24 protein-coding genes, 1 tRNA gene and 1 pseudogene are annotated in these 24,514 nt (G+C 70.8%); 14 read left to right on the top strand and 12 right to left on the bottom strand.

What is annotated here, in order from left to right; translation table 11 throughout:
- Positions 1 to 60: 60 nt before the first annotated feature.
- The 3 genes from N8I84_RS19080 to N8I84_RS19070 all read right to left on the bottom strand — a co-directional run bounded on the left by N8I84_RS19080 (position 61) and on the right by N8I84_RS19070 (position 2,574).
- On the bottom strand, positions 61 to 792 hold the full coding sequence (locus N8I84_RS19080) for a nucleotidyltransferase family protein (RefSeq protein WP_263230666.1): 732 nt from the start codon (positions 790 to 792) through the stop codon (positions 61 to 63).
- Between the two features lie 43 nt (positions 793 to 835).
- Positions 836 to 1,279 (bottom strand): hypothetical protein, encoded by a 444-nt coding sequence (locus tag N8I84_RS19075; protein ID WP_263230665.1) that lies wholly within the window; start codon positions 1,277 to 1,279, stop codon positions 836 to 838.
- A gap of 206 nt (positions 1,280 to 1,485) precedes the next feature.
- Positions 1,486 to 2,574: an ABC transporter ATP-binding protein gene (locus tag N8I84_RS19070; protein WP_263230664.1), complete on the bottom strand. Its 1,089-nt coding sequence runs from the start codon at positions 2,572 to 2,574 to the stop codon at positions 1,486 to 1,488.
- 246 nt (positions 2,575 to 2,820) lie between these two features.
- Here N8I84_RS19070 and N8I84_RS19065 point away from each other — a divergent pair.
- Positions 2,821 to 2,894, top strand: a tRNA-Thr gene (locus N8I84_RS19065).
- An 81-nt stretch (positions 2,895 to 2,975) separates the two neighbouring features.
- Here the strand turns inward: N8I84_RS19065 and N8I84_RS19060 are convergent.
- Positions 2,976 to 3,125 (bottom strand): annotated as a pseudogene (locus tag N8I84_RS19060) (site-specific integrase); the annotation flags it as partial.
- 37 nt (positions 3,126 to 3,162) lie between these two features.
- A complete protein-coding gene (locus N8I84_RS19055) occupies positions 3,163 to 3,573 on the bottom strand; it encodes a DUF5959 family protein (protein ID WP_263230663.1) in 411 nt (136 codons plus the stop codon).
- 799 nt (positions 3,574 to 4,372) lie between these two features.
- Here N8I84_RS19055 and N8I84_RS19050 point away from each other — a divergent pair.
- Entirely contained in the window at positions 4,373 to 5,659 is a 1,287-nt protein-coding gene (locus N8I84_RS19050; protein ID WP_263230662.1) for a phage baseplate protein, read from the top strand.
- Between the two features lie 53 nt (positions 5,660 to 5,712).
- Positions 5,713 to 6,162, top strand: a complete 450-nt coding sequence (locus N8I84_RS19045; RefSeq protein WP_263230661.1) for a hypothetical protein — start codon at positions 5,713 to 5,715, stop codon at positions 6,160 to 6,162.
- Between the two features lie 74 nt (positions 6,163 to 6,236).
- Here the strand turns inward: N8I84_RS19045 and N8I84_RS19040 are convergent, their stop codons facing one another.
- Positions 6,237 to 7,892 (bottom strand): FAD-dependent oxidoreductase, encoded by a 1,656-nt coding sequence (locus N8I84_RS19040; RefSeq protein WP_263234810.1) that lies wholly within the window; start codon positions 7,890 to 7,892, stop codon positions 6,237 to 6,239.
- A 224-nt stretch (positions 7,893 to 8,116) separates the two neighbouring features.
- Here N8I84_RS19040 and N8I84_RS19035 point away from each other — a divergent pair, with 224 nt between their 5' ends.
- The 7 genes from N8I84_RS19035 to N8I84_RS19005 all read left to right on the top strand — a co-directional run bounded on the left by N8I84_RS19035 (position 8,117) and on the right by N8I84_RS19005 (position 13,465).
- Positions 8,117 to 9,271: a SchA/CurD-like domain-containing protein gene (locus N8I84_RS19035; protein ID WP_263230660.1), complete on the top strand. Its 1,155-nt coding sequence runs from the start codon at positions 8,117 to 8,119 to the stop codon at positions 9,269 to 9,271.
- A gap of 64 nt (positions 9,272 to 9,335) precedes the next feature.
- The gene (locus N8I84_RS19030) at positions 9,336 to 9,797 is read left to right on the top strand and encodes a cupin domain-containing protein (protein ID WP_200420981.1); all 462 of its coding nucleotides are present in this window, start codon (positions 9,336 to 9,338) and stop codon (positions 9,795 to 9,797) included.
- Entirely contained in the window at positions 9,794 to 11,062 is a 1,269-nt protein-coding gene (locus tag N8I84_RS19025) for a beta-ketoacyl-[acyl-carrier-protein] synthase family protein (protein ID WP_263230659.1), read from the top strand. The genes N8I84_RS19030 and N8I84_RS19025 overlap by 4 nt, the downstream gene beginning before the upstream one ends.
- On the top strand, positions 11,059 to 12,303 hold the full coding sequence (locus N8I84_RS19020) for a ketosynthase chain-length factor (RefSeq protein ID WP_103839814.1): 1,245 nt from the start codon (positions 11,059 to 11,061) through the stop codon (positions 12,301 to 12,303). The genes N8I84_RS19025 and N8I84_RS19020 overlap by 4 nt, the downstream gene beginning before the upstream one ends.
- A gap of 70 nt (positions 12,304 to 12,373) precedes the next feature.
- Positions 12,374 to 12,631: an acyl carrier protein gene (locus N8I84_RS19015; RefSeq protein ID WP_263230658.1), complete on the top strand. Its 258-nt coding sequence runs from the start codon at positions 12,374 to 12,376 to the stop codon at positions 12,629 to 12,631.
- 1 nt (position 12,632) lies between these two features.
- Entirely contained in the window at positions 12,633 to 13,112 is a 480-nt protein-coding gene (locus tag N8I84_RS19010; RefSeq protein WP_263230657.1) for an SRPBCC family protein, read from the top strand.
- 20 nt (positions 13,113 to 13,132) lie between these two features.
- Complete coding sequence (locus N8I84_RS19005) at positions 13,133 to 13,465, top strand: TcmI family type II polyketide cyclase (RefSeq protein ID WP_263230656.1); 333 nt, start codon at positions 13,133 to 13,135, stop codon at positions 13,463 to 13,465.
- Between the two features lie 195 nt (positions 13,466 to 13,660).
- Here the strand turns inward: N8I84_RS19005 and N8I84_RS19000 are convergent, their stop codons facing one another.
- The 3 genes from N8I84_RS19000 to N8I84_RS18990 all read right to left on the bottom strand — a co-directional run bounded on the left by N8I84_RS19000 (position 13,661) and on the right by N8I84_RS18990 (position 16,789).
- Positions 13,661 to 14,689 (bottom strand): methyltransferase, encoded by a 1,029-nt coding sequence (locus tag N8I84_RS19000; RefSeq protein WP_263230655.1) that lies wholly within the window; start codon positions 14,687 to 14,689, stop codon positions 13,661 to 13,663.
- A gap of 88 nt (positions 14,690 to 14,777) precedes the next feature.
- A complete protein-coding gene (locus N8I84_RS18995; RefSeq protein WP_263230654.1) occupies positions 14,778 to 15,842 on the bottom strand; it encodes a right-handed parallel beta-helix repeat-containing protein in 1,065 nt (354 codons plus the stop codon).
- Between the two features lie 89 nt (positions 15,843 to 15,931).
- The gene (locus tag N8I84_RS18990) at positions 15,932 to 16,789 is read right to left on the bottom strand and encodes an aminoglycoside phosphotransferase family protein (RefSeq protein ID WP_390899038.1); all 858 of its coding nucleotides are present in this window, start codon (positions 16,787 to 16,789) and stop codon (positions 15,932 to 15,934) included.
- A 61-nt stretch (positions 16,790 to 16,850) separates the two neighbouring features.
- Here N8I84_RS18990 and N8I84_RS18985 point away from each other — a divergent pair, with 61 nt between their 5' ends.
- The 4 genes from N8I84_RS18985 (at position 16,851) to N8I84_RS18970 (ending at position 22,251) form a co-directional block, all read left to right on the top strand.
- Positions 16,851 to 17,498, top strand: a complete 648-nt coding sequence (locus N8I84_RS18985) for a rhomboid-like protein (RefSeq protein ID WP_263234809.1) — start codon at positions 16,851 to 16,853, stop codon at positions 17,496 to 17,498.
- Between the two features lie 11 nt (positions 17,499 to 17,509).
- Positions 17,510 to 18,916 carry an NAD(P)/FAD-dependent oxidoreductase gene (locus N8I84_RS18980; protein ID WP_263230652.1) on the top strand — a complete coding sequence of 469 codons (1,407 nt, stop codon included), beginning with the start codon at positions 17,510 to 17,512 and terminating at the stop codon, positions 18,914 to 18,916.
- 126 nt (positions 18,917 to 19,042) lie between these two features.
- Positions 19,043 to 21,694 (top strand): beta propeller repeat protein, encoded by a 2,652-nt coding sequence (locus N8I84_RS18975; RefSeq protein ID WP_263230651.1) that lies wholly within the window; start codon positions 19,043 to 19,045, stop codon positions 21,692 to 21,694.
- 68 nt (positions 21,695 to 21,762) lie between these two features.
- Complete coding sequence (locus N8I84_RS18970) at positions 21,763 to 22,251, top strand: GNAT family N-acetyltransferase (protein ID WP_263230650.1); 489 nt, start codon at positions 21,763 to 21,765, stop codon at positions 22,249 to 22,251.
- Positions 22,252 to 22,265: 14 nt separating this feature from the next.
- On the opposite strand, the gene N8I84_RS18965 is transcribed toward N8I84_RS18970, so the two are convergent.
- The 3 genes from N8I84_RS18965 to N8I84_RS18955 all read right to left on the bottom strand — a co-directional run bounded on the left by N8I84_RS18965 (position 22,266) and on the right by N8I84_RS18955 (position 24,438).
- Positions 22,266 to 23,021 (bottom strand): PP2C family protein-serine/threonine phosphatase, encoded by a 756-nt coding sequence (locus N8I84_RS18965; RefSeq protein ID WP_263230649.1) that lies wholly within the window; start codon positions 23,019 to 23,021, stop codon positions 22,266 to 22,268.
- A gap of 34 nt (positions 23,022 to 23,055) precedes the next feature.
- The gene (locus N8I84_RS18960; RefSeq protein ID WP_263230648.1) at positions 23,056 to 23,247 is read right to left on the bottom strand and encodes a hypothetical protein; all 192 of its coding nucleotides are present in this window, start codon (positions 23,245 to 23,247) and stop codon (positions 23,056 to 23,058) included.
- Between the two features lie 516 nt (positions 23,248 to 23,763).
- Positions 23,764 to 24,438, bottom strand: a complete 675-nt coding sequence (locus N8I84_RS18955; protein ID WP_263230647.1) for a pentapeptide repeat-containing protein — start codon at positions 24,436 to 24,438, stop codon at positions 23,764 to 23,766.
- Positions 24,439 to 24,514: the final 76 nt, after the last annotated feature.

Genomic DNA, 24,514 nt, shown 5'->3' with positions numbered 1-24,514 from the left:
GGGGCAGGCGTGTCTGGGAGGGGTTGTGTCTGGGAGGAGGTGTGGCCCCCTGTCGCAGCGTCAGCGGCCCTGGGCCGCGAGCTCCTTTGCCGCTTCCGTGAGGTCCTTCGCCGTGTCGATCGCCCGCCAGTACGCGCCCTGCGGGATCGGGAAGCCCGCCAGGCGGCGTTCGCGGGCCAGGCGGGGGAACGTCGTACGCTCGTGGTCGCCCCGCTCCGGGAGCATCTTGGCGAACTCGGCGGAGAAGACGTAGACCCCCGCGTTGATCTCGAACGTCGACGGCGGGGACTCGATGAAGTCCGTGACGTGGCCGAAGCCGTCCGTCTGCACCGCGCCCCACGGAATGCGCGGCCGCGCCAGCGCCAGCGTGGCGACCGCGTCGCGCTCGGTGTGGAAGTCCGCCATGTCGCGCAGCGAGAACCGGGTCCAGATGTCACCGTTCGTCGCGTACCACGGCTTGTCGGGGTGCGGCAGGTGCTCCGCGGCGTACCGCAGGCCGCCGCCGCGGCCGAGGGGCTCCGACTCCACCACCGTCGTGACGCGCAGCGGCAGGTCGGCGGAGGCCAGCCAGTTCTGCAGGACCTCGGCGAGGTGGCCGCAGGAGACCACGACGTCCGTGACGCCCTCCTCGGCCAGCCAGACGAGCTGGTGGCCGATGATCGGAGTCCCGGTGCCCGGGATCTCCACCATCGGCTTGGGCCGGTCATCGGTGTACGGACGCAGCCGGGTGCCCTGGCCCCCGGCCAGGACAACGGCTTGAACGGGGCGCGAGGCGGCGTTCGGATCGGTCATGACCGAACTGTACGTCGCCTCGCGCCCCGCCCCGGCCGGGCCCTCAGCCGCGGCCGCCCGCCACGCCCGAGGCGAAGGACGTGTCGCAGACCGGCCGGGCGTAGGCCTGGGCCCGCGACGGCCCGTACATGCGGACCGCGGCACGGCCCAGCGCCCTGGCGATGGACGCGCAGTGCTTCGCCAGTGACGGGCGGTCGTTGACGGCCTCCTGGAGGTGGGTGAGGGCGGCACCCGGGTTCTTCTCCTGCAGTTCCAGCAGGAGCTTGTCGCGCAGCACGTCCTGCGGGGCCCGGGAGGACGCACGTGTGGAGACGTCTTCGGAGGAGGCGGCGAGCACCGAGTTGGAGCCGCCCGACCAGTTGACGCGGGTCACCGCCAGCGTCCCGGACAGCACCAGGACGACGGGCAGAACGAGGGCGAGGGTGCGGCCGATCCGGCGGGCGGGGCCCCGGCCGCGCCGTCCCTGAGGAGTAGTGGTGTGCTTCACGCGAGTGAGGGTAGCGTCCCGTAGTGATTTGGCGACATTTAGTCACCGGTTCGGGTGATGGAGAAGCGCTGATTTCTGGGTAACGGGTTGACGCGGCCTGCCGAAATGCCCCGTATGCCGGGGTATTTGTCGACAGCGAAAAGGGCCCCGCAGCCTGCTGCGGGGCCCTTTTCGTCAACCTGGGTGAATAAGCCGAGGTCGTCGGGTCAGTCGGAGAGACGCTCGCCCGTGGAGGTCGAGAAGACGTGGGTCTCACCGGAGCGCGGCACGACGTGCAGCTTGCTGCCCTTCTCCGGCACGTCACGGCCGCTGACACGCACGACGAGGTCCTTGGAGTCGTCGCCGACCTTCGCGGTGCCGTAGACGTACGCGTCGGCGCCCAGCTCCTCGACGACGTTCACGGTGACCGCGAGACCCTGGTCGGAGTCCGGGCCGGCCACGTCGAAGTGCTCGGGACGGACACCGACGGTGACCGTCTTGTCGGTGGTGGCGGAGAGCGCGTCGCGCTGGACCGGCACCACGCTGTTGCCGAACTTCACACCGCCGTCGGCGATCGGGACCTCGACGAGGTTCATCGCCGGGGAGCCGATGAAGCCGGCGACGAAGAGGTTCGCGGGCTTGTCGTACATGTTGCGCGGGGTGTCGATCTGCTGGAGCAGGCCGTCCTTCAGCACGGCCACACGGTCGCCCATCGTCATGGCCTCGACCTGGTCGTGGGTGACGTAGACGGTGGTGATGCCGAGGCGGCGCTGGAGCGACGCGATCTGCGTACGGGTCGACACACGGAGCTTGGCGTCGAGGTTGGACAGCGGCTCGTCCATGAGGAAGACCTGCGGCTCACGGACGATGGCGCGGCCCATGGCGACACGCTGGCGCTGACCACCGGAGAGCGCCTTCGGCTTGCGGTCCAGGTACTCGGTGAGGTCGAGGATCTTCGCGGCCTCCTCGACCTTCTTGCGGATCTCCGCCTTGTTGACGCCGGCGATCTTGAGCGCGAAGCCCATGTTGTCGGCGACCGTCATGTGCGGGTAGAGCGCGTAGTTCTGGAACACCATGGCGATGTCCCGGTCCTTGGGCGGCAGGTGCGTGACGTCACGGTCGCCGATCCGGATGGCGCCGGCGTTGACGTCCTCGAGCCCCGCCAGCATGCGGAGCGAGGTGGACTTGCCGCAGCCGGACGGGCCGACCAGAACGAGGAACTCCCCGTCCTCGATGTGGATGTCGAGCGCGTCTACGGCGGGCTTCTCGGTGCCCGGGTAGATCCGGGTCGCCTTGTCGAACGAGACAGTGGCCATGGTGAATGGGCCCCCTTCTACCGGCAGGAACGTGCCGGACGATCCGAGTAGGAAGGTGGTTGCCACTACGGGGTTCCGTTGTGGTGTAGTCCACAAGAGTGAACTGGACCGAGACGGTACCTGGCGTTCGCCCGCATGTCAGTACCTCGGGGCATGTGAACTTCGCGGAAATTTTCGACAGGGCTGGGCCGGGACCTGGGTACACTGCACGAGCGTGCATGGGCACACTTGCCTCGCCCTGCGCATGCCTCCTTAGCTCAGCTGGTCAGAGCGCCGCTCTTGTAAAGCGAAGGTCGTCGGTTCGAATCCGACAGGGGGCTCTCTCGCTGAACAGCACGAACGCCCCGGCCGATGATCGGTCCGGGGCGTTCGACATCCACGGGTGACATAAACCCGTGCGATCACTCACGATCGATACGGCGCCTGAGCAGGCGGTCCATGTGACTGATGGCCTCGCGCTGTGTGTCCGAGGTCACGTGCGTGTAGACACCCATCGTGATGCTGATCTGGCCGTGCCCCAGGATCTCCATCACGACGCGGGGCGCGACACCAGGGTCTCGCCGGCACCCACCCGTGTCTTGTCTGTCTTCAGGACTCGCCGCAGGCGTCACGTAGACGTTGAAGATTTGCCTCATGCTCATCAAGCCACTCAGGCGTTGGTTCGAGTCCCAGGGCCACTGTCAACCTGTCGGGATCGTGGACCGAGATGGAGAGCCAGCCGTCTTCGTGTGGGTGGAAGTACAGTTCCAGCCCTCGGCTTCCTTGGGGCCAGCTGGCGTCTTCACCAGCACTGAGGCGTCTCAGTGCGTCCTCCCATTCTTCGAGGTCGTCAAGCCGGATGTTGGTCTTCAAGCGGGCATTTACGAAATCCGTAGTTATAAGGCACTCGGCTTGAACCCGGGCGTGTCGTGCTTTGTGGGGCTCAACTGCACGCAGGACGAGGGAGACCCCTCGTCCGTCAGACAGATGTATCAAGTCAACAGGGCCCCACTCGTCCATCCTTCTCCCTTTTTTGCCGGTCGTGCATCCAGAGCTTGCGTGCACGATACGGGGAGTGTCCGACCTCTCTTCCAGAAGAACTGGCAGTAGATCTGCAAAGAGGGAATCAGTCGGCTGACACCAACAGGTGCGGACAGTGCCGACCAACGCCGAATGACAACGGACGATCAGCCAAGGGCACCAGCCGGTTGGCCGACGTCGCCGAGTCCCCATGATCGACCTGATAAGGATGAGGCCAGACCTCAAAGCCCGGGCCCGACACGGGCGCCGTGCGCACCATCGGCCGGCGCCCGTCGCTTGGCTCGGTCATTGAGACTCTGCCGACCTCACGCCGAAACGGGCCGGGGGTCACCGCCGTGAGGTCGGCCTGCAGCAGGACGTGGTCCAGCGGTTACCGCCCCCTCGACCTTATTAGGCGCCTGACATGATCCCCGGTATGACGACGGATGGGGCTGCCGAAGCACTTGATCGACACGTGCGCCAGTTCTTCGCCGGGCACTCGGTGGGGACGGCGCATTACGACCTGGGCGACGGGAGTCGCGGCATGGTCCGTGACCTGCGGATCCTTGCTTGTCCCGCGGCCTGCCCATGAAGTCTGGTCGCTTCGTCCTCTCCAGCCGGGAGGACGAAGGTCGGCGGACCCGCCGAACGGCCCCGGACTCCTTGTTCGGGGCCGTTTGTGTGTGCGGTGCGTGAGCGGAGCGGACCGAGGGGTTCCGTGCTCAACGCAGTGATCATGCGACACTTGCGCCGCCCCGAACATGACAGCACAGGAACGTGCGAGAAGGAGCGGCGTCGCGTGACCGTTGCAGGACAGATAGACATCGCGGGACCGGTGGGCAAGCTGCTCCACCGGCGCCCGCTCAAGAACAGCACCGTGATGCAGTCGTTCGGCATCGACCCGGTGTCCGGCGACATCTTCGTGCTCCAGGTGATGGAGGGCGGTCTGACCCTCAGCGGGGAGTCCGGACCGGTCTCCGGCGCCGACCGGCTCGCCAACGGAGACATGTGCGTGACGCGCCTCAACCGGTCGGGCGCCATCGTCGGGTACATGTATCTGCGGGGATTCGGCCACGGCGTCAACCTCGGCGTCGAGAACCGCAGCGGCGTCATCCGCCTGTGGACCGAGACGGCATCCGTGGCCAACAGCAGCAACGAGGGCTTCGGCACCGCCATCACCAACTTCGAGTTCCAGACCGGGACGGTCCTGGACTACGGGTCCTCCCTGCACACCACGCCGTACACCCCCGTGACGGGCGCCCGCGGCGTCACCCCCACCATCGACCGCAGCGCCAACGAGCTCATCGTCCGGTTCAGCACCGGCGGCACGATGTACTACGAGCGGTACGACCTGGCCCAGGCGGCGGCGGGCGTCTTCACGCCGCTCCAGCGCCTGGCTCAGCCCACGGGTCTGGGCGTCTTCCAGGGATACGCGTCCCACAGCGGCGTGCTGTACCTGCTCGACGGGGAGCACTACGACAGCACCGTCAGCCCGCCCAGCACTCCGTACAACCCTCCGCCGGGCAACACCTACATCACCGCTGTCGAGTGGGCCACCGGGAACGTCCTGGCCCGGCAGTTCATCACCGCCGCGCCGGGCCTCCAATGGCGCGAGCCGGAGGGCATGACCGTGGAAGTGGTGGACGACGTGCCCTACCTCCACTTCGGTTTCGCCTGCGAGGACCCCGGGCCGCGCACCTGCACCATCGTGTCGCTCTCCGGGGCGGCCGAGGTCGACGGCGTCAAGGTGCTCACCGACTGGCAGACGATTCCCCTCGCCTCCGGCGTCAGCGTCGACCAGAACGCCCCCAAGGGACGGCTCATCAGCGTCAGCGGCGTCACGACGCTCCAGCTCAGCGGCGGGGTCAAGGGCACTTTCAACGCCGACGCGGTCATCGGCACACTGCCCGACACGCTCTCCCCGAGCATGGAGACCCGTTGCAACGTCCCGCGCAACAACAGCGGTGGCTACTGCGTCGCCCGGGCCGAGGCCGGCACCGACCGCCAGCTGCGCCTGTACGGCGGGACCTCCACCAACGCCATCACCTGGGCGCAGCTCGACAACTTCAGCGCCGTCTGGCGCTGAAGTCGCCACCCTCCGCCATTCCGCACACGGCCTCGTCAAGGAGACCAACCGCCATGTCCTACAACCGCCGTAGCATCCTCGGTGCCGCTCTCGGCCTGCCCGCCGCTGTCGCCGTCGGCAGCGTCGCCACCGCCACCCCCGCGGCCGCCGCCGCGGTCGACGCCACCGCGTGGACCGATCTGGTGCTGGAGCCCGGCATCACCGCGCAGACCGGCGCGACCCCGCAGGTCCGCATCGTCACCATCCTCGGCACCACCTTCCTCCAGGCCCGCGGCGCGATCACCTGCAGCCTCACCGCCGACACCAAGATCGCCACTCTCCCGGCGTCCATAGGGCTGCCCACCTGGTACGTCCGCGCCACGACCCCCCGGAACAACAGCCAGGGCATCAACGCCTGCCGCTTCGAGGTGAACACCGCGGGCTCCGTGACCATCTACGGCGCCAACAGCGGCAACCCGATCACCTGGGTCCAGTTCGACTCGATCCAGACGATCTGGCGCTAGCTGTTCCGCCGGTGGTTCCGGACGCCGGGAAGCCGTCCGGAACCACCCGGCACACCCCCGTCGGGTGAGCGGGCTCAGGCCGGCCTGAGCAGCGCCGCCAGCACCTCCCGCAGCGCGTCCACCGGGTCCGGTACGGCTCCCGGTGCCCGCCAGGCCACGAACCCGTCCGGTCGCACCAGGACCGCTCCGTCCGTCGTCGTGCCGTACGCCCGTGCCCAGTCGCCGGGCCCGGTTCCCTCCTCCTCGTCGTACGTCAGGTCGGCATCCGGTCCCGTGCCGATGCGGTACGTCTCGAGGCGTACGCCGTCCGTCACCGCGATGCGGCGGGCCGCGTCGTGCCACCCCGCCGTGGAGCGGGCGTCGCTGAGCAGGACCATGGCGCGTTCGTACAGGTCGAGCGTGGACAGCCGGGCGCTGGAGCGGCGCAGCCAGAGGTGGGGGGCGCGGCTGCCCGGCTCCCCGGTGAGGCGTACGGCGTCGGGCACGACCGGTTGCGCGGGGTCGGCCCCGGCGACGGCGCCCTCGGGGTAGCGGTAGCCGAGGACGACGTTGAGGATGCCGCTTCTCGGGCCGTCGCCGCGCATTCCGGGCGCGGGGGAGAAGCCCGGGTGGCTGTGCTCCACCGAGCGGGCCGAGGCGCGGGCGCTGGTGGCGAGGGCCACCGGCCGGCGCTCGGTGTCGTAGGTGTCCAGCAGGCCGGGTCCGGCCCAGCCGCCGAGGACGGCGGCGAGTTTCCAGGCCAGGTTGTGGGCGTCCTGGATGCCGGTGTTGGAGCCGAACGCCCCGGTCGGGGACATCTCGTGGGCGGAGTCCCCGGCGAGGAAGACGCGGCCGGCCGTGTACCGGTCGGCGACGCGTTCGGCGGCGCGCCAGGACGCCTTGCCGGTGACCTCCACGTCGAGGTCGGGCACGCCGACGGCGCGGCGGATGTGCCGTTGGAGCCGGTCCTCGGTGAACTCCTCGAGGGTTTCGCCGCGTTCGGGGTGCCAGGGCGCGTGGAAGACCCACTGTTCCTTGTTGTCGACGGGCAGCAGTGCGCCGTCGGCCTCGGGGTCGGTGAGGTAGCAGCAGATGAAGCGGCGGTCGCCGACCACGTCGGCGAGCAGCTTGGAGCGGAAGGTGACGCTGACGTTGGCGAAGAGGTCGCCGGGTCCGGTCTGTCCGATGCCGAGCCGGCGCCGCACGGGGCTGCGCGGGCCGTCCGCCGCGACGAGGTAGTCGGCGCGGACGGTGTACCGCTCGTCGGTGGCCCGGTCGCGGACGACGGCCGTCACCCCTTCGGGGTCCTGTTCGAAGGACTCCATCTCGTGGGAGTACCTCAGGTCGCCGCCGAGTTCCCGGGCGCTGTCGAGCAGGACGGGTTCCAGGTCGTTCTGGCTGCACAGGCACCAGGCGGTGGGGCTGAACCGGGCGAGTCCGCCGCCCGGGTCGATGTGCCGGAACAGCCATTCGCCGGCGTCGCCGACGAGTGTCGGGGTCTGCAGGATGCCGTGGTTGTCCGCGAGGAGCGAGGCCGCGGTCTTGATGTCCGGTTCGATGCCGGCCACCCGGAAGAGTTCCATCGTCCGCACGTTGTTGCCGCGTCCGCGTGGGTGGATCGAGGTGCCCGCGTGCCGCTCGACGAGGGTGTGCCGCACGCCGTGACGGCCCAGGAACAGGGACATGGACAGGCCCACCAGGGAGCCGCCGACGATGAGGACCGGAACCCGGTGGTCGGCTTCTTGCTGCATCGGTGCCTCCAGGGGCAGGGGTGCGGGGTTGGGGCGCGTTGTGGTTTCCATGCCCTCTCCGGGCGGCTTCGCGTGCGTCGGCGCGGCCAATCACCCGCGTGATCACCCACGTGGTTCATACGAGTCGCGCACCACCGGCGGCCGGAACACGATCGAGGAACGCTGACGTCGTGTCACCCGCGGCCGATGTCGGCTTCTGCCCCGCCGAAGGAGAAGAGCGCAGCATGACCACAATGTCTGAACGTGTTTCAGAACCGGTGACGCGACAGGTGTCGAAACGGGTCTCGCAGTCGGTGTTCGACGGCTCCCCGCTCCGGGTCGTCCTGTTGGTGGACGTCTACGACGGAGCCCAGCAGCAGTTCCTGGAGGCGTACGAGCAGCTGTGCAACCAGGTCGCGTCCGTTCCCGGGCACGTCAGCGACCAGCTCTGCCAGTCGATCGAGAATCCCTCGCAGTGGCTCATCACCAGCGAGTGGGAGAGTGCCCCGCCGTTCCTCGCCTGGGTGAACAGCGAGGAGCACGTGCGGATGGTGCAGCCGCTGCACAGCTGTGTCCGGGACACCCGGTCGCTGCGTTTCCACATCGTCCGGGAGACCGGTGGCGAGTCGTCCGCCAGGTCCGCGAACCGGCGGCTGCAGGCGTCCCCGCGGATCGGTGACGGAGTGATCCGCCATGCGCTCACCTTCACGGTCAAGCCGGGCAGTGAGCAGACCGTGGCGAAGATCCTCTCGGACTACGCCTCGCCTCAGGCCCGGGTCGACGACACCACGCGGCTGTGCCGGACCTCGCTGTTCATGCACGGCAACCGGGTGGTGCGGGCCATCGAGGTGCGGGGCGACCTGCTCGCGGCGTTGCGGCACGTCTCCCGGCAGCCGGAGGTGCGGGCGGTGGAGGAGGCCATCAACCCCTATCTGGAGCACGACCGGGACCTCAACGACCCGGAGTCCGCGCGGGTCTTCTTCACTCGCGCGGCGCTGCCCGCGGTCCACCATGTGACGTCGGATCAGGAGTGCCCGGAGGCGAAGCGGCTCGCGCTGTACTACCCGGCCCGGCCGGGTTGCGGGATGCGGCTGGCCCGGCTCCTCGCGGAGCAGGACGAGGCGCGGGCGGACGATCCGCGCAGCCCGGTCTGCGGCAGCACGATCTTCCAGCGCGACGAGATCGTCGTACGGCTGATCGATGTTCGCGGCGGTGCCGACGCCGACCCGGTGCTGACCCTCGGGCTGGCCGATCCGGGGCAGGCGGCCGAGCTGACCACCCTCCTCGACGGCGCCGCCGTCGGTGCGGACGGCTCTGCCCTCAAGGGCGGCGACCTGGCGCGCTTCCTGACGCTCGCCCGTATGGACCTCATCACCGACCGCCGTTCGGCCGAGGCCTGACCGGCACCACAGGGCCGTGGTGGCCCCGCCCCCTGTCGACGCAGCACACCATCGGAGGAACGACGTGACCAAACCCCGTCCCAGAATCGTGGAGCTCGGCGAGATCGAGCCCAACACCAGACGCGGCGGCGATCTGCGCGCCATGCTCACCCCGGCCACGGTCGGCTCCACCAGCGGTTTCATGGGTGTGGCCATCGTGCAGCCGGGGGATCGGATCGGCGAGCACTACCACCCCTACTCCGAGGAGTTCGTCTACGTCCTCAGCGGCCGGCTCGAGGTGGACCTGGACGGCGAGCCGCACGCGTTGCGCCCCGAGCAGGGCCTGATGATCCCCGCCTACATGCGGCACCGCTTCCGCAACGTGGGTGACGAGGAGGCGCGTCTCGTCTTCCATCTGGGCCCCCTCGCCCCGACCCCGCAGCTCGGCCACGTCGACACCGAGGAGACGGAAGCCGTCGCGGTCGCCGCGGAAGGAGCCGGGGCGGGCGGTGCCCGGCCGGCCGACCGAGGTCAGGTCCGTTCATGACCCGGCGCGTGGCGGTCACCGGCATAGGCGTCGTGGCACCGGGCGGCATCGGCGTCCCGGCGTTCTGGGATCTGCTCGCCAACGGCCGTACCGCGACGCGGGGCATCACCTTCTTCGACCCGACCGGCCTGCGCTCGCGGATCGCCGCCGAGTGCGACTTCGACCCGGTGGCGTGCGGGCTGGGGCCGGAGCAGATCGAACGTGCCGACCGGTACATCCAGTTCGCCCTGGTCGCCGGTGAGGAGGCCGTACGGGACGCCGGCCTCGACCTGGCCCGGGAGAACCCCTGGCGGGTCGGGGTGTCCCTGGGGACCGCGGTGGGCGGAACCACCCGGCTGGAGCACGACTACGTCCTGGTCAGCCATCGCGGGCAGCGCTGGGACGTGGACCACCGGGAGGCGGGTCCGCACCTGCACCGGGCGTTCTCGCCGAGCACGCTGGCCTCGATGGTGGCGGAACGTTTCGGCGCCTCTGGTCCGGTGCAGACCGTCTCCACGGGCTGCACCTCGGGGCTCGACGCGGTGGGGTACGCCTTCCACACCGTGGAGGAGGGCCGGGCCGACGTCTGCATCGCGGGCGCCTCCGACTCGCCGATCTCCCCGATCACCATGGCCTGCTTCGACGCGATCAAGGCCACGTCCCCGAACAACGACGACCCCGCACACGCCTCACGGCCCTTCGACAACAACCGTGACGGGTTCGTCATGGGCGAGGGCGGCGCGGTGCTCGTCCTGGAGGAGCTGGAACACGCCCGGGCCCGCGGCGCGCGGGTGTACTGCGAGCTCAGCGGCTACGCCACCTTCGGCAACGCCTACCACATGACCGGACTGACCAGCGAGGGCCTGGAGATGGCCCGCGCCATCGAGACGGCGCTCGACCACGCCCGCCTCGACGGCTCGGCCATCGACTACGTCAACGCGCACGGCTCCGGCACCCGGCAGAACGACCGCCACGAGACCGCCGCCGTGAAGCGAGCCCTGGGCCACCACGCGTACGACACGCCCATGAGCTCCATCAAGTCCATGGTGGGGCACTCCCTCGGGGCGATCGGCGCGATCGAGGTCGTGGCCTGCGTACTGGCCCTGGACCGCCAGGCCGTACCGCCGACCGCGAACTACGAGACCCCCGACCCGGAGTGCGACCTGGACTACGTCCCGCGCGTGGCCCGGGAGCGGAAGCTGACCAGCGTGCTCTCCGTGGGCAGCGGGTTCGGCGGCTTCCAGTCCGCGGTGATCCTGACCCGGCAGAGGGAGAGGACACGATGAGCGCACCCCACGTGAGGCGCGCCGGCGTCACCGGAATCGGCGTCGTCGCGCCCAACGGAACGAGTACCGACACCTTCTGGAAGTCCACCCGGGAGGGCATCAGCGTCCTGGACCGGGTCACCCGCGAGGGGTGCGAGCACCTGCCGCTGAAGGTGGCCGGCGAGGTCCGCGCCTTCGACCCGGCGGCGGTGGTCGAAGAGCGCTTCCTCGTGCAGACCGACCGGTTCACGCACTTCGCGATGGCCGCGGCCGACCTGGCCCTGGCCGACGCCCGGATCGGCCGCGCCGACGAGCACGGTTCGCCGTTCTCCCTCGGCGTGGTCACCGCGGCCGGATCCGGCGGCGGTGAGTTCGGGCAGCGGGAGCTGCAGCAGCTGTGGGGAAAGGGCAGCCGCTTCGTCGGCCCCTACCAGTCCATCGCCTGGTTCTACGCGGCCAGCACCGGTCAGATCTCCATCCGCCGAGGGTTCAAGGGCCCCTGTTCGGTCGTCGCGGCCGACGAGGCCGGCGGCCTCGACGCCCTCGCGCACGCCGCGCGCGCCGTGCACCGGGGCACCGATGTGATCGTGGCCGGCTCGACCGAGGCGCCGCTCGCGCCGTACTCGGCGGTCTGCCAGCTCGGTTACCAGGAGCTGAGCACCGCCGAGGACCCGGAGCGCGCCTACCGCCCCTTCACCTCGGGGGCCTGCGGGTTCGTGCCTGCGGAGGGCGGCGCCATGCTCGTCGTGGAGGACGAGATTTCGGCCCGTGAGCGGGGCGTACGGGTGCGGGCCGTGCTGGCGGGGCACGCGGCGACGTTCACCGGCGCCTCACAGTGGGAGCGGTCCCGGGAAGGGCTCGTCCAGGCGATCCGCGGCGCGTTGGAGGAGGCCGAGTGCGCCCCGGAGGAGATCGACGTGGTGTTCGCCGACGCCCTCGGCGTCCCCGAGGCGGACCGTGCCGAGGCGCTGGCGATCGCCGACGCGCTGGGCGCGCACGGCAGGCGCGTACCCGTGACGGCGCCCAAGACGGGCATAGGCCGCGGCTACTGCGCGGCGCCCGTGCTGGACGTCGCGTCGGCGGTGCTCTCGATGGAGCACGGCCTGATCCCGCCCACCCCCAACGTCCTCGACGTCTGCCACGACCTCGACCTGGTGACCGGCCGGGCCCGCGCCGCCGAGCCGCGTACGGCGCTGGTCCTCAGCCGGGGCCTCATGGGGTCGAACACGGCGCTCGTGCTGCGGCACGGCGCGGCCGAGTGAGCCGGGAGCGAACGACCGGAACAGCGGCGCCTCGCAGCGAGGCCGCCCTGGAGCAAAGGAGACCCACCGCATGAACGACCGCATCACCCTGGAAGAACTGTCCGAGCTGATGAAGAAGGCCGCCGGAGTCACCGTCGCACCGCAGGACCTGCAGCAGCGGTGCGACTCCGGCTTCGACGCCCTCGGCATCGACTCGCTCGGCCTGCTCGGCATCGTCGGCGAACTGGAGAACCGGCACGGCACCCCGATGCCGCCCGACGCGGAGCGCTGCAAGACGCCTCGGCAGTTCCTCGACCTCGTCAACAGCACCCTTATGGCAGGAGCCTGACATGGCCGGACACACCGAGAACGCCATCACCATCGCCGCGCCGGTGGACCTGGTCTGGGACATGACCAACGACCTGGAGAACTGGCCGAACCTGTTCAGCGAGTACGCCTCCGTGGACGTGCTCTCCCGCGAGGGCAACAGGACCACCTTCCGGCTGACCATGCACCCCGACCAGAACGGCACGGTGTGGAGCTGGGTCTCGGAGCGGGAGACGGACCGTCCCACGCTCACCGTCAAGGCCCGCCGTGTCGAGCCGGGGCCCTTCGCGTACATGAACATCCGGTGGCAGTACGAGGAGGTCACCGAGGGCACCCGGATGGTGTGGACGCAGGACTTCGCGATGAAGCCCGACGCCCCGGTCGACGACGACTGGATGACCGACAACATCAACCGGAACTCCAAGGTGCAGATGGCCCTGATCCGGGACCGCATCGAGAAGGCCGCCGCCGAGTCACGGCCCGCGCCTGCGCTGGCCGACTGAACCGGACGGAGGACATGCTCATGCACCAGGCCCTGATCGTCGCCCGTATGGCCCCCGGATCGGCCCCGGACATCGCCAAGGTCTTCGAGGAGTCCGACCGGGGAGAGCTGCCGCACCTCGTCGGGGTCACCCGGCGCACCCTGTGGCAGTTCGGCGACGTCTACATGCATGTGATCGAGGCCGAGCAGGAGCCCGGCCCGGCCATCGCCAAGGTGGCCCAGCACCCGGCCTTCCGGGACGTCAGCGAGCGGCTCACGGCGTACGTCAGCGCCTACGACCCGGCCACCTGGCGTTCCCCGAAGGACGCGATGGCGCAGTGCTTCTACCGCTGGGAGCGGGACTCCGCTCGCTGAACCGACCCCGACCCCACCGTCCGAACCACCCGAACGGCCACCGGTCGCCGGGCCCGCGCGCACCGCGGACCCGGCGACCGGTGGCCTGTGGCATCTGGCCTGTGGGGGAGGACCCGTGGGCCGGTGGCGGTCGTCGTTCAGTGGGGGATGTCGTTCACCGGGACACGTTGTTCACGGGGCACGCTGCGCCGCTGTTCACTGGGGCACGCTGCAGTCGAACGCGTGCAGGTAGGGGTTGACCGGGCGGATGTCGTCGATGATCAGGCCTGCTGCGGTGATCCGGTCCACCATGCTCTTCGTGGTGTGCTTGGCCCCGCCCACGTTGAGGAGCAGCAGCAGGTCCATGGCGGTGGAGAACCGCATCGAGGGGGTGTCGTCGACGAGGTTCTCGATGACCACGACCCGCGCCCCGGGGCCGCCCGCCGCGACGACGTTGCGCAGGCACCGGGCGGTCGAGTCGTCGTCCCACTCGAGGATGTTCTTGATGATGTAGACGTCGGCCTTGACCGGGATGGCCTCGCGGCAGTCGCCCGGCACGATGCGCACCCGGTCGGCGAGGGCGCCGCCCTCCCGCAGCCGCGGGTCGGCGTTCCGCACCACGGGGGGCAGGTCCAGCAGCGTTCCGTGCATCGACGGGTACTTCTCCAGCAGGCTCGCCACCACATGCCCCTGGCCGCCGCCGATGTCGGCGACCGAGGAGCTCCCCGACAGGTCGAGGAGCTCGGCGACGTCCCGCGCCGACTGCCGGCTGGAGGTCGTCATGGCCCGGTTGAAGACGTCGGCCGACTCCGGGGCGTCCTCGTTGAGGTAGGTGAAGAACTCCTTGCCGTACAGGTCCTCGACGACGTTCCGGCCGGTGCGCACCGCCTCGTCCAGCTTCGGCCACGCGTTCCACGTCCACGGTTCGGTGCACCACAGGGTGATGTAGCGCAGGCTGTTCGGGTCGTCCTCGCGCAACAGCCGGGACATGTCGGTGTGTGCGAACGTCCCGTTCTCGTGCTCGGCGAAGACGCCGTAGCAGGTCAGGGTCCGCAGCAGCCGCCGCAGCGGCCGGGGTTCGGTCTTCACCGCGGCCGCGAGGTCCTCCACGGCCATGGGGCCGTCCCCGAGCGCGTCGGCGACGCCCAGCCGGGCGGCGGCGCGGAGGGCGGCGGCGCACGCCGCCCCGAACGCGAGTTCCCGCAGGCGCATGGAGGGCGGTGGGGCAGGGCTTACGGTCGTCATGTGCTGCCTTTCCTCTCTGGGTCCGCAAGGGTCTGTCTTTCGGATCAGGTCGGCTGTAAGGAACGGTCCTTGCGGTGGTGCCGCGGCGTCAGCACAGGCCCGCGGGCTTGGAGGCGCCGCAGGTGTTGCCCTGGAAGGTGTTGCCCTTGCCGGCTTCCCCGTTGACGAGGTCCGCCGGGGCGTTGCGCCGCACCGTGTTGCCGGTGATCTGGTTGCGTTCGTTCGAGGCGCCCACCATGCTCCTGAAGAGCACGATGCCGCCGGAGAGCGGGGACTTGCCCATGTGGTCCGTGATCGTGTTCCGGGTCACCAGGGTGTTCTCGGCCCCGGTCAGGACGATCCCGGAGCCCTGCAGGGCGGGCAGCCGGGTGGTCTTCGGGCAGGACTTGTTGTTCTGACGGATGGCGTTGTCGCTCACGGTCAGGGCGCCGGCCCGCGGCCTGTTCTCGTCCCCGACGACGAAGACCCCCGCGCAGTTGGCGCTGACGTCGTTGCTCATGACGGTGAGGTCCCTCAGGCGGCGGACGGTCACGCCGATCCGGTTGCCCTGGAGACGGTTGTGCGCGATCACCGCGCCCTTGGTGTCCGTGGCCCCGCCCTCGGAGGCCACCGTGTTGGCGAGGAACAGGCCCGCGTCGCCGTTGTCGCGGGCGGTGTTGTCCAGGAACACGCCCCGGGTGGAGCGCTCCTGCGCGATGCCCCACACCTTGTTCTTCTCGGCGGTCACGTGCCGGACGGTCAGCCGGTCGGTCCACGTCGACCACAGGCCGCTCTTGGAGAAGCCGGTCAGGGCGAGGGAGGCGATGGTGGTGTCCGTGACGGGGTGCCCCTGCGTCCCCTCGACGCAGATCCCGTTGCCGGCCTTCGCGCAGGCGTTTGCGGCCGCTTTGTCGGCCGGTGCGATGACGGTGCTCCGGCCCATGCCGCGCAGGGTCAGCCCGGAGGTGGTCACCCGAACGCTCTCCCGGTAGGTGCCGGCGGCGAGGAGGATGGTGTCTCCCGGTTTGGCGGCGTCCACCGCCTTCTGGATCGAGTCTCCCGGACGCACCGTGCGGGTGCCGGGCGTCGCGGGGAGGGAGTCGGCGGTGGCGCCGCACCCCGACGCGACGAGCGCTGCGGCACACGCGAGGTAGGCGAGATGGCGTTTCGTCATATTCGGTACGCTATGACCGGATAAGCCGTTGAATGCCGGATCGTCCATCCGGGGGCGTGTCTCGGCCCGCCGTGTCCTCGAGCGGTGCGTCAGCCGCGCAGGGTCCGTCCGATCTCCAGCCGGCCCGTCTCCAGCGGCCTGTCCTCCTCGATGTCCCACAGGCAGCTCTGCAGCACCCGGCCCAGCGTCCAGGCCCGCGCCCGCTCCCGGTCCAGGCCCAGCGCGTCCGCCAGGGCTTCGAAGCGCCACCGGGTCTCCCCGGGGTCGTAGCGGTTGCGGATCGCCGGGAGCAGGTCGAAGCCGGGGTCGCCGGCCAGCGGCTTGGGGTCGATGGCCAGCCAGGGGGCGCGGTCGGCGGCCAGGACGTTGTCGTAGTGCAGGTCCCAGTGCAGCAGGCGGTCGCCCGGCTCGGAGGCGACCTCCCGCAGGGCGGCCGCACAGTCCGCGACCAGGCGGCGGTCCGCCGGATCCGGTATCCGCCCGAGCGCTCGGGGGACCCGCTCCAGCATCGCCCGTGCGATGTCGCCGAGCCGGCGCATCCCCTCCGGGGCCGGGACGGCGGTCAGGCGGGCCAGCAGCTCCGCGATGACGAGTACCGCCTCACGCGCGTCCGGCACATGGGCCAGGGTGCGGGTCTCGTCCAGCCGTTCGAGCAACAGCGTGCAGGTCGGCTCGTCGTGCTCCAGCAGGCGTACGGCCCCCTCCCCGTCCCAGGCGCTCAGCGCCAGGGGCTCGCCCTCGCTCTCCTCGTCCCGGAGCTGGAGCTTGAGCGCCGCCGAGGCACCGTCGGTGCGGGTCACCGGCAGCACCAGCGCGGTCACCCCGTACATCGCGGGCCCGTCCACCCGCAGCCCCCACCGCTCCAGGAAATCCTCCACCCGCCGGGGCAGCTCCGCCACGAACGCGCGACCCGCCTCCCGGTTGAATTTCTCCTGAGAAGCGACCAGCTCGCCAGGCACCTCGATCACCTTCCCGACGATACTGGCCTGTGTGGACGGGGTCAGGCGAATGCGGCGCGGCCTCGGGGCAGCGGCGTCCTACATACGCAGCGCCCCGGGGACATACGTGTGGCTGCTGGTCCTGTTCCTCACCACCATCGCGCTGCACCACATGTCGCCGCACTTCGAGGAGCGCTTCCTGCGGCACCGGTCCACCAACATCCACCAGCTGTCCCAGGACCCGCTGCGCGTGTTCATCACCTCCGCGATGTGGATCGACGGCGGACACTGGCTGCCGTACGCCGCGCTCTACACGGTCTTCCACGCGCAGGCGGAGCGCTGGCTGGGCACCGCCCGCTGGCTGACCGTGTGCGCCGCCGCGCACGTGCTCGCCACGCTCGCCAGCGAGGGTGCGCTGCTGCAGGCGATAAAGGACGGGATGGCCCCGTACTCGGCGGTCAACACGCTCGACTTCGGGGTCAGTTACGCGCTCGCCGGGGTGGTCGGCGTGCTCACCTACCGGCTCGCGGCGCCCTGGAGCTACGCCTATCTGACCGTCGTCCTCCTCGTTTACGCCCTCCCCCTGACCGCGACCCCCACCTTCACGGACTTCGGGCATTTCATCTCGGTGCTGATCGGTCTGGCCTGCTATCCGCTGACCCGAGGCTGCGGAAAACCATGGAATCCGAAGGAGACACTGGTCGCTCTCAGGAGTTAACGTCCGGCTTCATGAACAGTGCGGTGAATGGCGTCGTCAACGGCGGCGTCTCCTTCTGGTACGCCGACGACGGCCTCCCCGGGCCCCGGGAACCCCTCGCCGGGGACGCGTCCGCCGATGTGGTGATCGTCGGCGGTGGCTACACCGGCCTGTGGACCGCCTACTACCTGAAGAAGGCGGCGCCCTTCCTGCGGATCATGGTCCTGGAGCAGAGGTTCTGCGGCTACGGCGCCTCCGGCCGCAACGGCGGCTGGCTCTACAACGGCATCGCGGGCCGCGACCGGTACGCGAAGCTGCACGGCCACGAGGCAGCCGTACGCCTGCAGGGGGCGATGAACGACACGGTCGCCGAGGTCGTCCGCGTCACCGAGGAGGAGGGCATCGACGCGGACGTGCACGTCGGCGGCGTCCTGGAGGTGGCGTACACGCCCGCGCAGCTGGCCCGGCTCAAGGCCTTCCACGAGCAGGAACTGTCGTACGGCGAGAAGGACCGCGAGCTGTACGGCGCCCGGCAGACCGCCGAGCGGATCAGGGTCGCGGACGCGGTCGGCTCGACCTGGACCCCGCACGGGGCGCGGCTGCACCCGGTGAAGCTCGTCAAGGGCCTCGCGGCGGCCGTCGAGGCGCTCGGCGTGACGATCCACGAGCACACCCCGGTCACCGAGATCCGCCCCAAGCACGCCGTGACGCCCTACGGCACGGTCCGCGCACCGTACGTCCTGCGCTGCACGGAGGGCTTCACCGCCTCCCTGAAGGGGCAGCGGCGCACGTGGCTCCCCATGAACTCCTCCATGATCGCGACCGAGCCGCTCACCGACGCGCAGTGGGAGCGGATCGGCTGGGAGGGGCGCGAGACGCTGGGCGACATGGCGCACGCGTACATGTACGCCCAGCGCACCGCCGACGGCAGGATCGCGCTCGGCGGCCGCGGCGTCCCGTACCGCTTCGGCTCCCGCACGGACAACGACGGCCGTACCCAGCCCGCCACCGTCGAGGCGCTGTACGACATCCTGGTCCGCTTCTTCCCGTCGCTGGCCGGGATCAGGGTGACCCACGCCTGGTCGGGGGTGCTGGGCGTGCCGCGCGACTGGTGCGCCACGGTCACCCTGGACCGCTCCACGGGCCTCGGCTGGGCGGGCGGCTACGTCGGCTCGGGCGTCGCCACCACCAACCTCGCCGCCCGCACGCTCCGCGACCTCGTCCAGCAGGACTCGGGCCAGGCGGGCCCGACGGAGTTGACGGCGCTGCCGTGGGTGAACCACCGGGTGCGCAAGTGGGAGCCGGAACCGCTGCGCTGGCTGGGCGTGCACGGCATGTACGCCACCTACCGCACGGCGGACCGGCGCGAACGGACGGCGCCCGGCATCGAGTCGTCACGGCTGGCACAACTGGCCGACCGGGTCGCGGGACGCCACTGACGCACCCCTGACAAATCTTTACGCTCTGATTGCCCGTAGGTGCTTCTCCCTCAACTCCCGTCTCCCCAAAGCTGTGGGCAGCTTGTGTCATGTACGCCACGGCTCATAGGGGAGGGCACGTTTTTCATGGCAGGCGACGGGTTGCGCAGAAGACGGGCATGGGCGGCGGTGCTCGCCGTGTCCGCCGCGCTTGGTCTGACGGTCACACAGGCCCAGGCGGCATCAGGTACCCATACCGACCCCTTCGGGGTGCGGACGCTTCGGAAACAGGCCCTTCTGAACCAGCAGAAGGGCCTGTCCCCGTTCGCGGAGACGGGGGACCCCGGGGACCCCGGAGGGGACGAGGACGAGGCCGGCAACATCGCCGAGCAGGCGGACCAGTACGCGGAGGCCCGCACCTCGCCGGGCATCGTGGCGCCGGGCGCCTACGGGGCCGCGTACGGCGAACTCGGCGGTCTGCGGCACACGCACAGCAAGTGGAGCGAGCTGACGCGGCTGCCGTACGACTCGGACGACCCGCGCTACCGGGACACCAACTCCAACTCCAGCGGCGGCGCCGGGCGGGTCACGGGGCGCGTGACCGGGCTCGCGGCCGACGACCACGGGTATGTGTACGCCGGTTCGGCCAACGGCGGTGTCTTCCGCTCCCGCACCGGCGGCGGGCACTGGCAGAACATCTCCGACGGCCTGCCCGCCCTCTCCACGGGCGACCTCCAGCTCGACGGCCGCGGACGGCTGTGGTACGCGACCGGTGAGGCCAACACCAGCGCGACCTCGTTCCTCGGCACGGGGGTCTACGTGCTCGACGACCCGCGCAAGGGGAAGTTCGGCACCCGTGACCGGGTCGGCGGGGACGAGCTGGAGTCCACCTCGATCAACGCGCTGCGGTTCGGCGGGGACAAGGTGTGGGCGGCCACCACGCGCGGCGTGTGGAGCCACTCCACGAAGACCCTGAAGGGCCCCTGGAAGCTGGAGTTCGCCCCCAACCCCGACTATCTGCCGGGCGGTTCCGAGGCGAGCGACCCCGACGCGGCGTACAAGAACATCACCAGTGACGTCGCCATCGACCCCAAGGACCCGAACAAGGTCGTCCTCGCGGTCGGCTGGCGCGGCGGCGACACCTACAACGGCTTCTACGCCAAGGGCCCGCGCGGCTGGCAGCGGCTGACCGGGCTCGGAGACCTGCCGAGCGACAGTGGCGACGTGGGCAACGTGACCTTCGCGCGCAGCGCGGACGGCTCCCGCTACTACGCCATCGACCAGTCGCCGGCGATGACCAACTCCAACCCCGACAGCGGGCTCGCCGGCATCTTCGTCTCCAAGTCCGGCTCTCCGACCGGACCGTGGACGAAGATCGCCGACTACACGCAGCTGCGCGACTCCGGTTCGGCGCTCACCGGTGCCGGGTACCAGCCGGGCATCCAGGCCTGGTACGACCAGTTCCTCACCGTCGACCCGAAGAACCCCGACCACGTCTACGCGGGTCTGGAGGAGGTCTTCGAGACCAAGGACGGCGGCAAGAACTGGACCGTGCCGGGACCGTACTGGAACTTCGGCTTCCCCTGCTGGTCCATCGATCCCGCCAAGCAGAGCGGTGACTGCCCCTCCACCGTGCACGCCGACCAGCACGCGGTGGCGATCGGCAGCAACGGCGGCGCGCCGTACCTGGTGGTCGGCGACGACGGCGGCGCGTACCGCAGGCCGCTGAACGGCTCGGCGAACGCCTCGGGTCACGGTACCGACTGGATGTCCCTGAACGACGGCACGATGGACGCGCTGCAGTACTACTCGGTCGGCGTGGGCATCGATCAGGCCGCGCGCGGTCTCGACGTCAGCGGTGGTCTGCAGGACAACGGCCAGTCGATCCTGCGTCCCGGCGACCGCGTGATGGGCTCCGACTTCGGCGGTGACGGCGGCGACACGATCGTCGATCCGGCCAACGGGTGCAACGTCGCCTCCGAGTACGTGTACCTGGCGGTCGCCGTCACGCAGAACTGCGCGGTGAACGACGGCGGTTGGATCACCGATCCGTCGAAGGCGACCACCTACTCCGTGGCCCCGCCCGACAGCGCCACCGGCGAGGCCCGCTTCATCGCCCCGCTGAACTCCGACATCAAGGACGCGAACACCTGGGTCGCGGGCGGCCGCCACGTGTGGATCAACACCAAGGGCTGGGCGATCCGCAGCGGCAGCGAGTGGCTCAACGCCTTCGACCTCGGCGAAGGCCACACCGCCACCGCCGTCGCCTCCTCCGGCGGCAAGGTGTACGCCGCCTGGTGCGGCCCCTGCAACAACGAGGGCTTCACCCGGGGCATCGCGGTCGGCAACGCGGACGGCACCGGCTGGCACCAGCTGAACCTGCCGGCCGACGGGACGGTCCCCAACCGCTACCTCGCGGGCCTCGCGATCGACCCGGCGGACTCCGACCACGTCCTCCTCGCGGTCAACGGCTTCTCCCGCAAGTGGACGGAGGGGCCGGGCGCCGGTGTCGGGCACCTGTTCGAGACCCGGGACGGCGGCGCGACCTGGAAGGACATCTCCGGGAACCTGCCGGACGTGCCCGCCAACACGGTCGTGCTGCTGAAGAACGGGACCGTGGCGATCGGCACCGACCTCGGCGTCCTGGTCCGCCCGGCGGGTGCGTCCAGCTGGAAGGTGGCGGGCACCAACCTGCCCACGACGGCGGTCCTCCAGCTCCGCACGGGCCCCGACGGACGGCTCTACGCGGCCACCCACGGGCGCGGCATCTGGGCGATCGACGTACGACGTCTGCGCTGAGCCGCGCATGACGGCGGGGTGGGGCCGGGCCTTGGTGGGCCCGGCCCCACCTGTGTTTGACTGCCCGCATGATCCGCACCGCGACTCCCGACGACATCCCCGTCATCCACACCCTGATCCGTGAACTCGCCGCCTACGAGAAGGCCGCCGAGGAGGCGCGGGCCACGCCGGAGCAGTTGAGCGAGGCGCTGTTCGGCGCGCGGCCGGCGGCGTACGCGCATGTCGCGGAGGACGACGGGGGAGAGGTCGTCGGGTTCGCGCTGTGGTTCCTGAACTTCTCCACCTGGCGGGGCGTGCACGGCATCTACCTGGAGGACCTGTACGTCCGCCCGGAGGCCCGCGGCGCCGGCCACGGCAAGGCGCTGCTGACGGAACTGGCCCGCATCTGTGTGGAGCGCGGCTACGAGCGTCTGGAGTGGTCGGTGCTGAACTGGAACCGCCCGTCGATCGACTTCTACGAGGCTCTGGGCGCCCGCCCGCAGGACGAGTGGACGGTGTACCGGCTGACGGACGGGGCGCTGGCGGAACTGGGGCGGTCCGCGGCGCGCAGGGGGTAGGGAGCCTGCCCCTTCTACTCGTCGGCGACGCGGACGAGCGCGAGGGTGATGTTGTCGGGGCCGCCCGCGCTGATGGCGGCCTTCCACAGTTCGAAGGCGGCCCGTCCGTCGTCGTGCTCCCGCAGCACCGCGTCGATCATGTCCTCCGGCACCGGATCCGTGAGGCCGTCGGTGCAGACGAGATAGCGGTCGCCCGGTGACAACGGCGTGGCCGTCACATGCGCGACGACGGCACGGTAGTGCGGGGAGCCGCCGAGGCACTGCGTGACCAGCGAGGTGGTGCGCTGACCCGGCGCCAGGGGCGGACTGTCGTCCACGCTCACCTGCCGCAGTCCGCTCCGGGGTGCGGCGAAGACCCTGCTGTCCCCCACGTTGAAGACCAGCAGCTCCTTGGGCAGCACGACGGCACCCGCGACGGTGGTGCCCATCATCGCGAGGCCGCGACCGTCGTCCTCGCCGCCCTCGGCGGCCGTGTAGACGGCCCGGTTGCAGGAGTCCACGGCGCCCCGGACGGCGTCCTCACTGCCCAGCGCCGGCCCGAGGGCGGCGAACCGCCGCGCCACCAGCGCGCTCGCCACCTCGCCCCCGGGGTGCCCGCCGAGTCCGTCGGCCACGGCGACCACCAGGGGCGTCCCCAGGGGGAAGACCAGCGTCTGCGGGTTCTCGGTGACGGTGGCACACAGCGTCCAGGGCCCGGCGACGAGACTGTCCTCGTTCTTGTCCCGCAGCAGGCCCGGGTGGCTGAGCGCGCTGACAGCGACATACGACACCGAAGGCCACCGCCGATCAACGGATCACCCGTGGTCAGGGGCGATTCGACCCCTGCTCGTCCGCGCTCCGCTCGCCCTCCGCCTGGGACGGCTCCGTGCGCGGGACCTCCGGGTGCTGCTCCATGGCGCTGCGCTCGCCCGGCTCGTCGCGCTCGCCCTCGGCCTGCGAGGGGGTGTGCGAGTAGAGCCAGGTGTCGTAATCCGAGGCTCCGGATGACTTCTTCATGGCGGGCCTCCCTCATCGCTCCACCTCCATGGTCCACCCACGCGACCGCCGTGGCGAGACGAGTGCGGCGCACGTCCCCGCCGGGGGCATGGCCCGGTTCCGCTTCGAGGGCCGTGGCCGCCGCCGTCAGCCCCCGGGCGACGGCGCCGTGCCGGTCTGCCGCCCCTGCCGCTCGCCGGTCCGCGGCCTTCCGGTCCGCCGCCTCTGCCACTCGCCGGTCCGCGGCCTTCCGGTCCGCCGCCTCTGCCGCTCGCCGGTCCGCGGCCTTCCGGTCCGCCGCCTCTGCCACTCGCCGGTCCGCGGCCTTCCGGTCCGCCGCCTCTGCCGCTCGCCGGTCCGCGGCCTTCCGGTCCGCCGCCTCTGCCGCTCGCCGGTCCGCGGCCTTCCGGTCCGCCGCCTCTGCCGCTCGCCGGTCCGCGGCCTTCCGGTCCGCCGCCCCTGCCGCTCGCCGCCCGTGCCGGTCCGCGGCCTTCCGGTCCGCCGCCCCTGCCGCTCGCCGCCCGTGTCGGGTGGTCGTCAGTCCGCTTCCGCCACCCGCAGCCCCATCGCCGCCGCCAGCACCGGCGCGAGATCCAGCAGCTGCGCATGGCTGATCGCCGCGCCGGACAGGCGGTCCACTCCGCGCGCGATGTCCAGCTCCGCCGCGCGGCGCAGGTCCACGTCCACCAGGGTCGCCGCCGTCAGGTCGGCTCCCTTCAGCACGCAGTCCACGAACTCCACCCGCTCCAGCCGGGCGCCCCCGAAGTCGGGCTCGACGAGGACACAGCCCTCGAAGACGACGTCCTTCAGCCGTGCCTTGCGCAGGTTCAGGTAGTCGATCTTGCCGCCGCGCACCAGCACCCGCTCCAGCACCGCCCCGTGCAGCTGCGTCCCGCCGAGCCGGGCGTCCACCAGCTCCACATCGCGCAGGGTCGCCTCCGCCAGGTCCGTGCCCACGCCCCGTATGCCCGTGAGGACCGAGTCCAGCACGCGCGCGTGGTTGAGCCCCGTCCCGTCCAGCGCGCACGCCGTCAGCGCGCAGTCCATGAACCGGGCGCCCCCGCCGTCCTGCTCCGCGAGATCCGCGTCCCGGAACTCCAGCCCGTCGTAGTCCCCGTCCGGCACCACCTCCCCGTCCGACCACGCCACCAGCTCGGGCAGCCGGACCTCCGGCCGCCGCGCCGCCTTCACCACCCGCGCCTTCCGCACCATGCCCCCATGCTGCACCGCACCACTGACAATCGACCCGGCCTGCGAGGTCGCCCTTGACCTCAAGCGCGCTTGAGCT

Source organism: Streptomyces cynarae (assembly GCF_025642135.1).
Taxonomy (GTDB): domain Bacteria; phylum Actinomycetota; class Actinomycetes; order Streptomycetales; family Streptomycetaceae; genus Streptomyces; species Streptomyces cynarae.
The sequence above is the reverse complement of the archived record's forward strand: the minus strand, read 5'-3'. Positions and strand labels throughout refer to the sequence as shown.

Excerpts from the sequence above, each read along its gene's own strand:
- N8I84_RS19080 (WP_263230666.1), bottom strand. The coding sequence starts at position 792 with ATGACCGATCCGAACGCCGCCTCGCGCCCCGTTCAAGCCGTTGTCCTG.
- N8I84_RS19070 (WP_263230664.1), bottom strand. The coding sequence starts at position 2,574 with ATGGCCACTGTCTCGTTCGACAAGGCGACCCGGATCTACCCGGGCACC.
- N8I84_RS19055 (WP_263230663.1), bottom strand. The coding sequence starts at position 3,573 with ATGGACGAGTGGGGCCCTGTTGACTTGATACATCTGTCTGACGGACGA.
- N8I84_RS19045 (WP_263230661.1), top strand. The coding sequence starts at position 5,713 with ATGTCCTACAACCGCCGTAGCATCCTCGGTGCCGCTCTCGGCCTGCCC.
- N8I84_RS19040 (WP_263234810.1), bottom strand. The coding sequence starts at position 7,892 with ATGCAGCAAGAAGCCGACCACCGGGTTCCGGTCCTCATCGTCGGCGGC.
- N8I84_RS19035 (WP_263230660.1), top strand. The coding sequence starts at position 8,117 with ATGACCACAATGTCTGAACGTGTTTCAGAACCGGTGACGCGACAGGTG.
- N8I84_RS19025 (WP_263230659.1), top strand. The coding sequence starts at position 9,794 with ATGACCCGGCGCGTGGCGGTCACCGGCATAGGCGTCGTGGCACCGGGC.
- N8I84_RS19020 (WP_103839814.1), top strand. The coding sequence starts at position 11,059 with ATGAGCGCACCCCACGTGAGGCGCGCCGGCGTCACCGGAATCGGCGTC.
- N8I84_RS19015 (WP_263230658.1), top strand. The coding sequence starts at position 12,374 with ATGAACGACCGCATCACCCTGGAAGAACTGTCCGAGCTGATGAAGAAG.
- N8I84_RS19010 (WP_263230657.1), top strand. The coding sequence starts at position 12,633 with ATGGCCGGACACACCGAGAACGCCATCACCATCGCCGCGCCGGTGGAC.
- N8I84_RS19005 (WP_263230656.1), top strand. The coding sequence starts at position 13,133 with ATGCACCAGGCCCTGATCGTCGCCCGTATGGCCCCCGGATCGGCCCCG.
- N8I84_RS19000 (WP_263230655.1), bottom strand. The coding sequence starts at position 14,689 with ATGACGACCGTAAGCCCTGCCCCACCGCCCTCCATGCGCCTGCGGGAA.
- N8I84_RS18995 (WP_263230654.1), bottom strand. The coding sequence starts at position 15,842 with ATGACGAAACGCCATCTCGCCTACCTCGCGTGTGCCGCAGCGCTCGTC.
- N8I84_RS18985 (WP_263234809.1), top strand. The coding sequence starts at position 16,851 with ATGCGGCGCGGCCTCGGGGCAGCGGCGTCCTACATACGCAGCGCCCCG.
- N8I84_RS18980 (WP_263230652.1), top strand. The coding sequence starts at position 17,510 with ATGAACAGTGCGGTGAATGGCGTCGTCAACGGCGGCGTCTCCTTCTGG.
- N8I84_RS18975 (WP_263230651.1), top strand. The coding sequence starts at position 19,043 with ATGGCAGGCGACGGGTTGCGCAGAAGACGGGCATGGGCGGCGGTGCTC.
- N8I84_RS18970 (WP_263230650.1), top strand. The coding sequence starts at position 21,763 with ATGATCCGCACCGCGACTCCCGACGACATCCCCGTCATCCACACCCTG.
- N8I84_RS18960 (WP_263230648.1), bottom strand. The coding sequence starts at position 23,247 with ATGAAGAAGTCATCCGGAGCCTCGGATTACGACACCTGGCTCTACTCG.
- N8I84_RS18955 (WP_263230647.1), bottom strand. The coding sequence starts at position 24,438 with ATGGTGCGGAAGGCGCGGGTGGTGAAGGCGGCGCGGCGGCCGGAGGTC.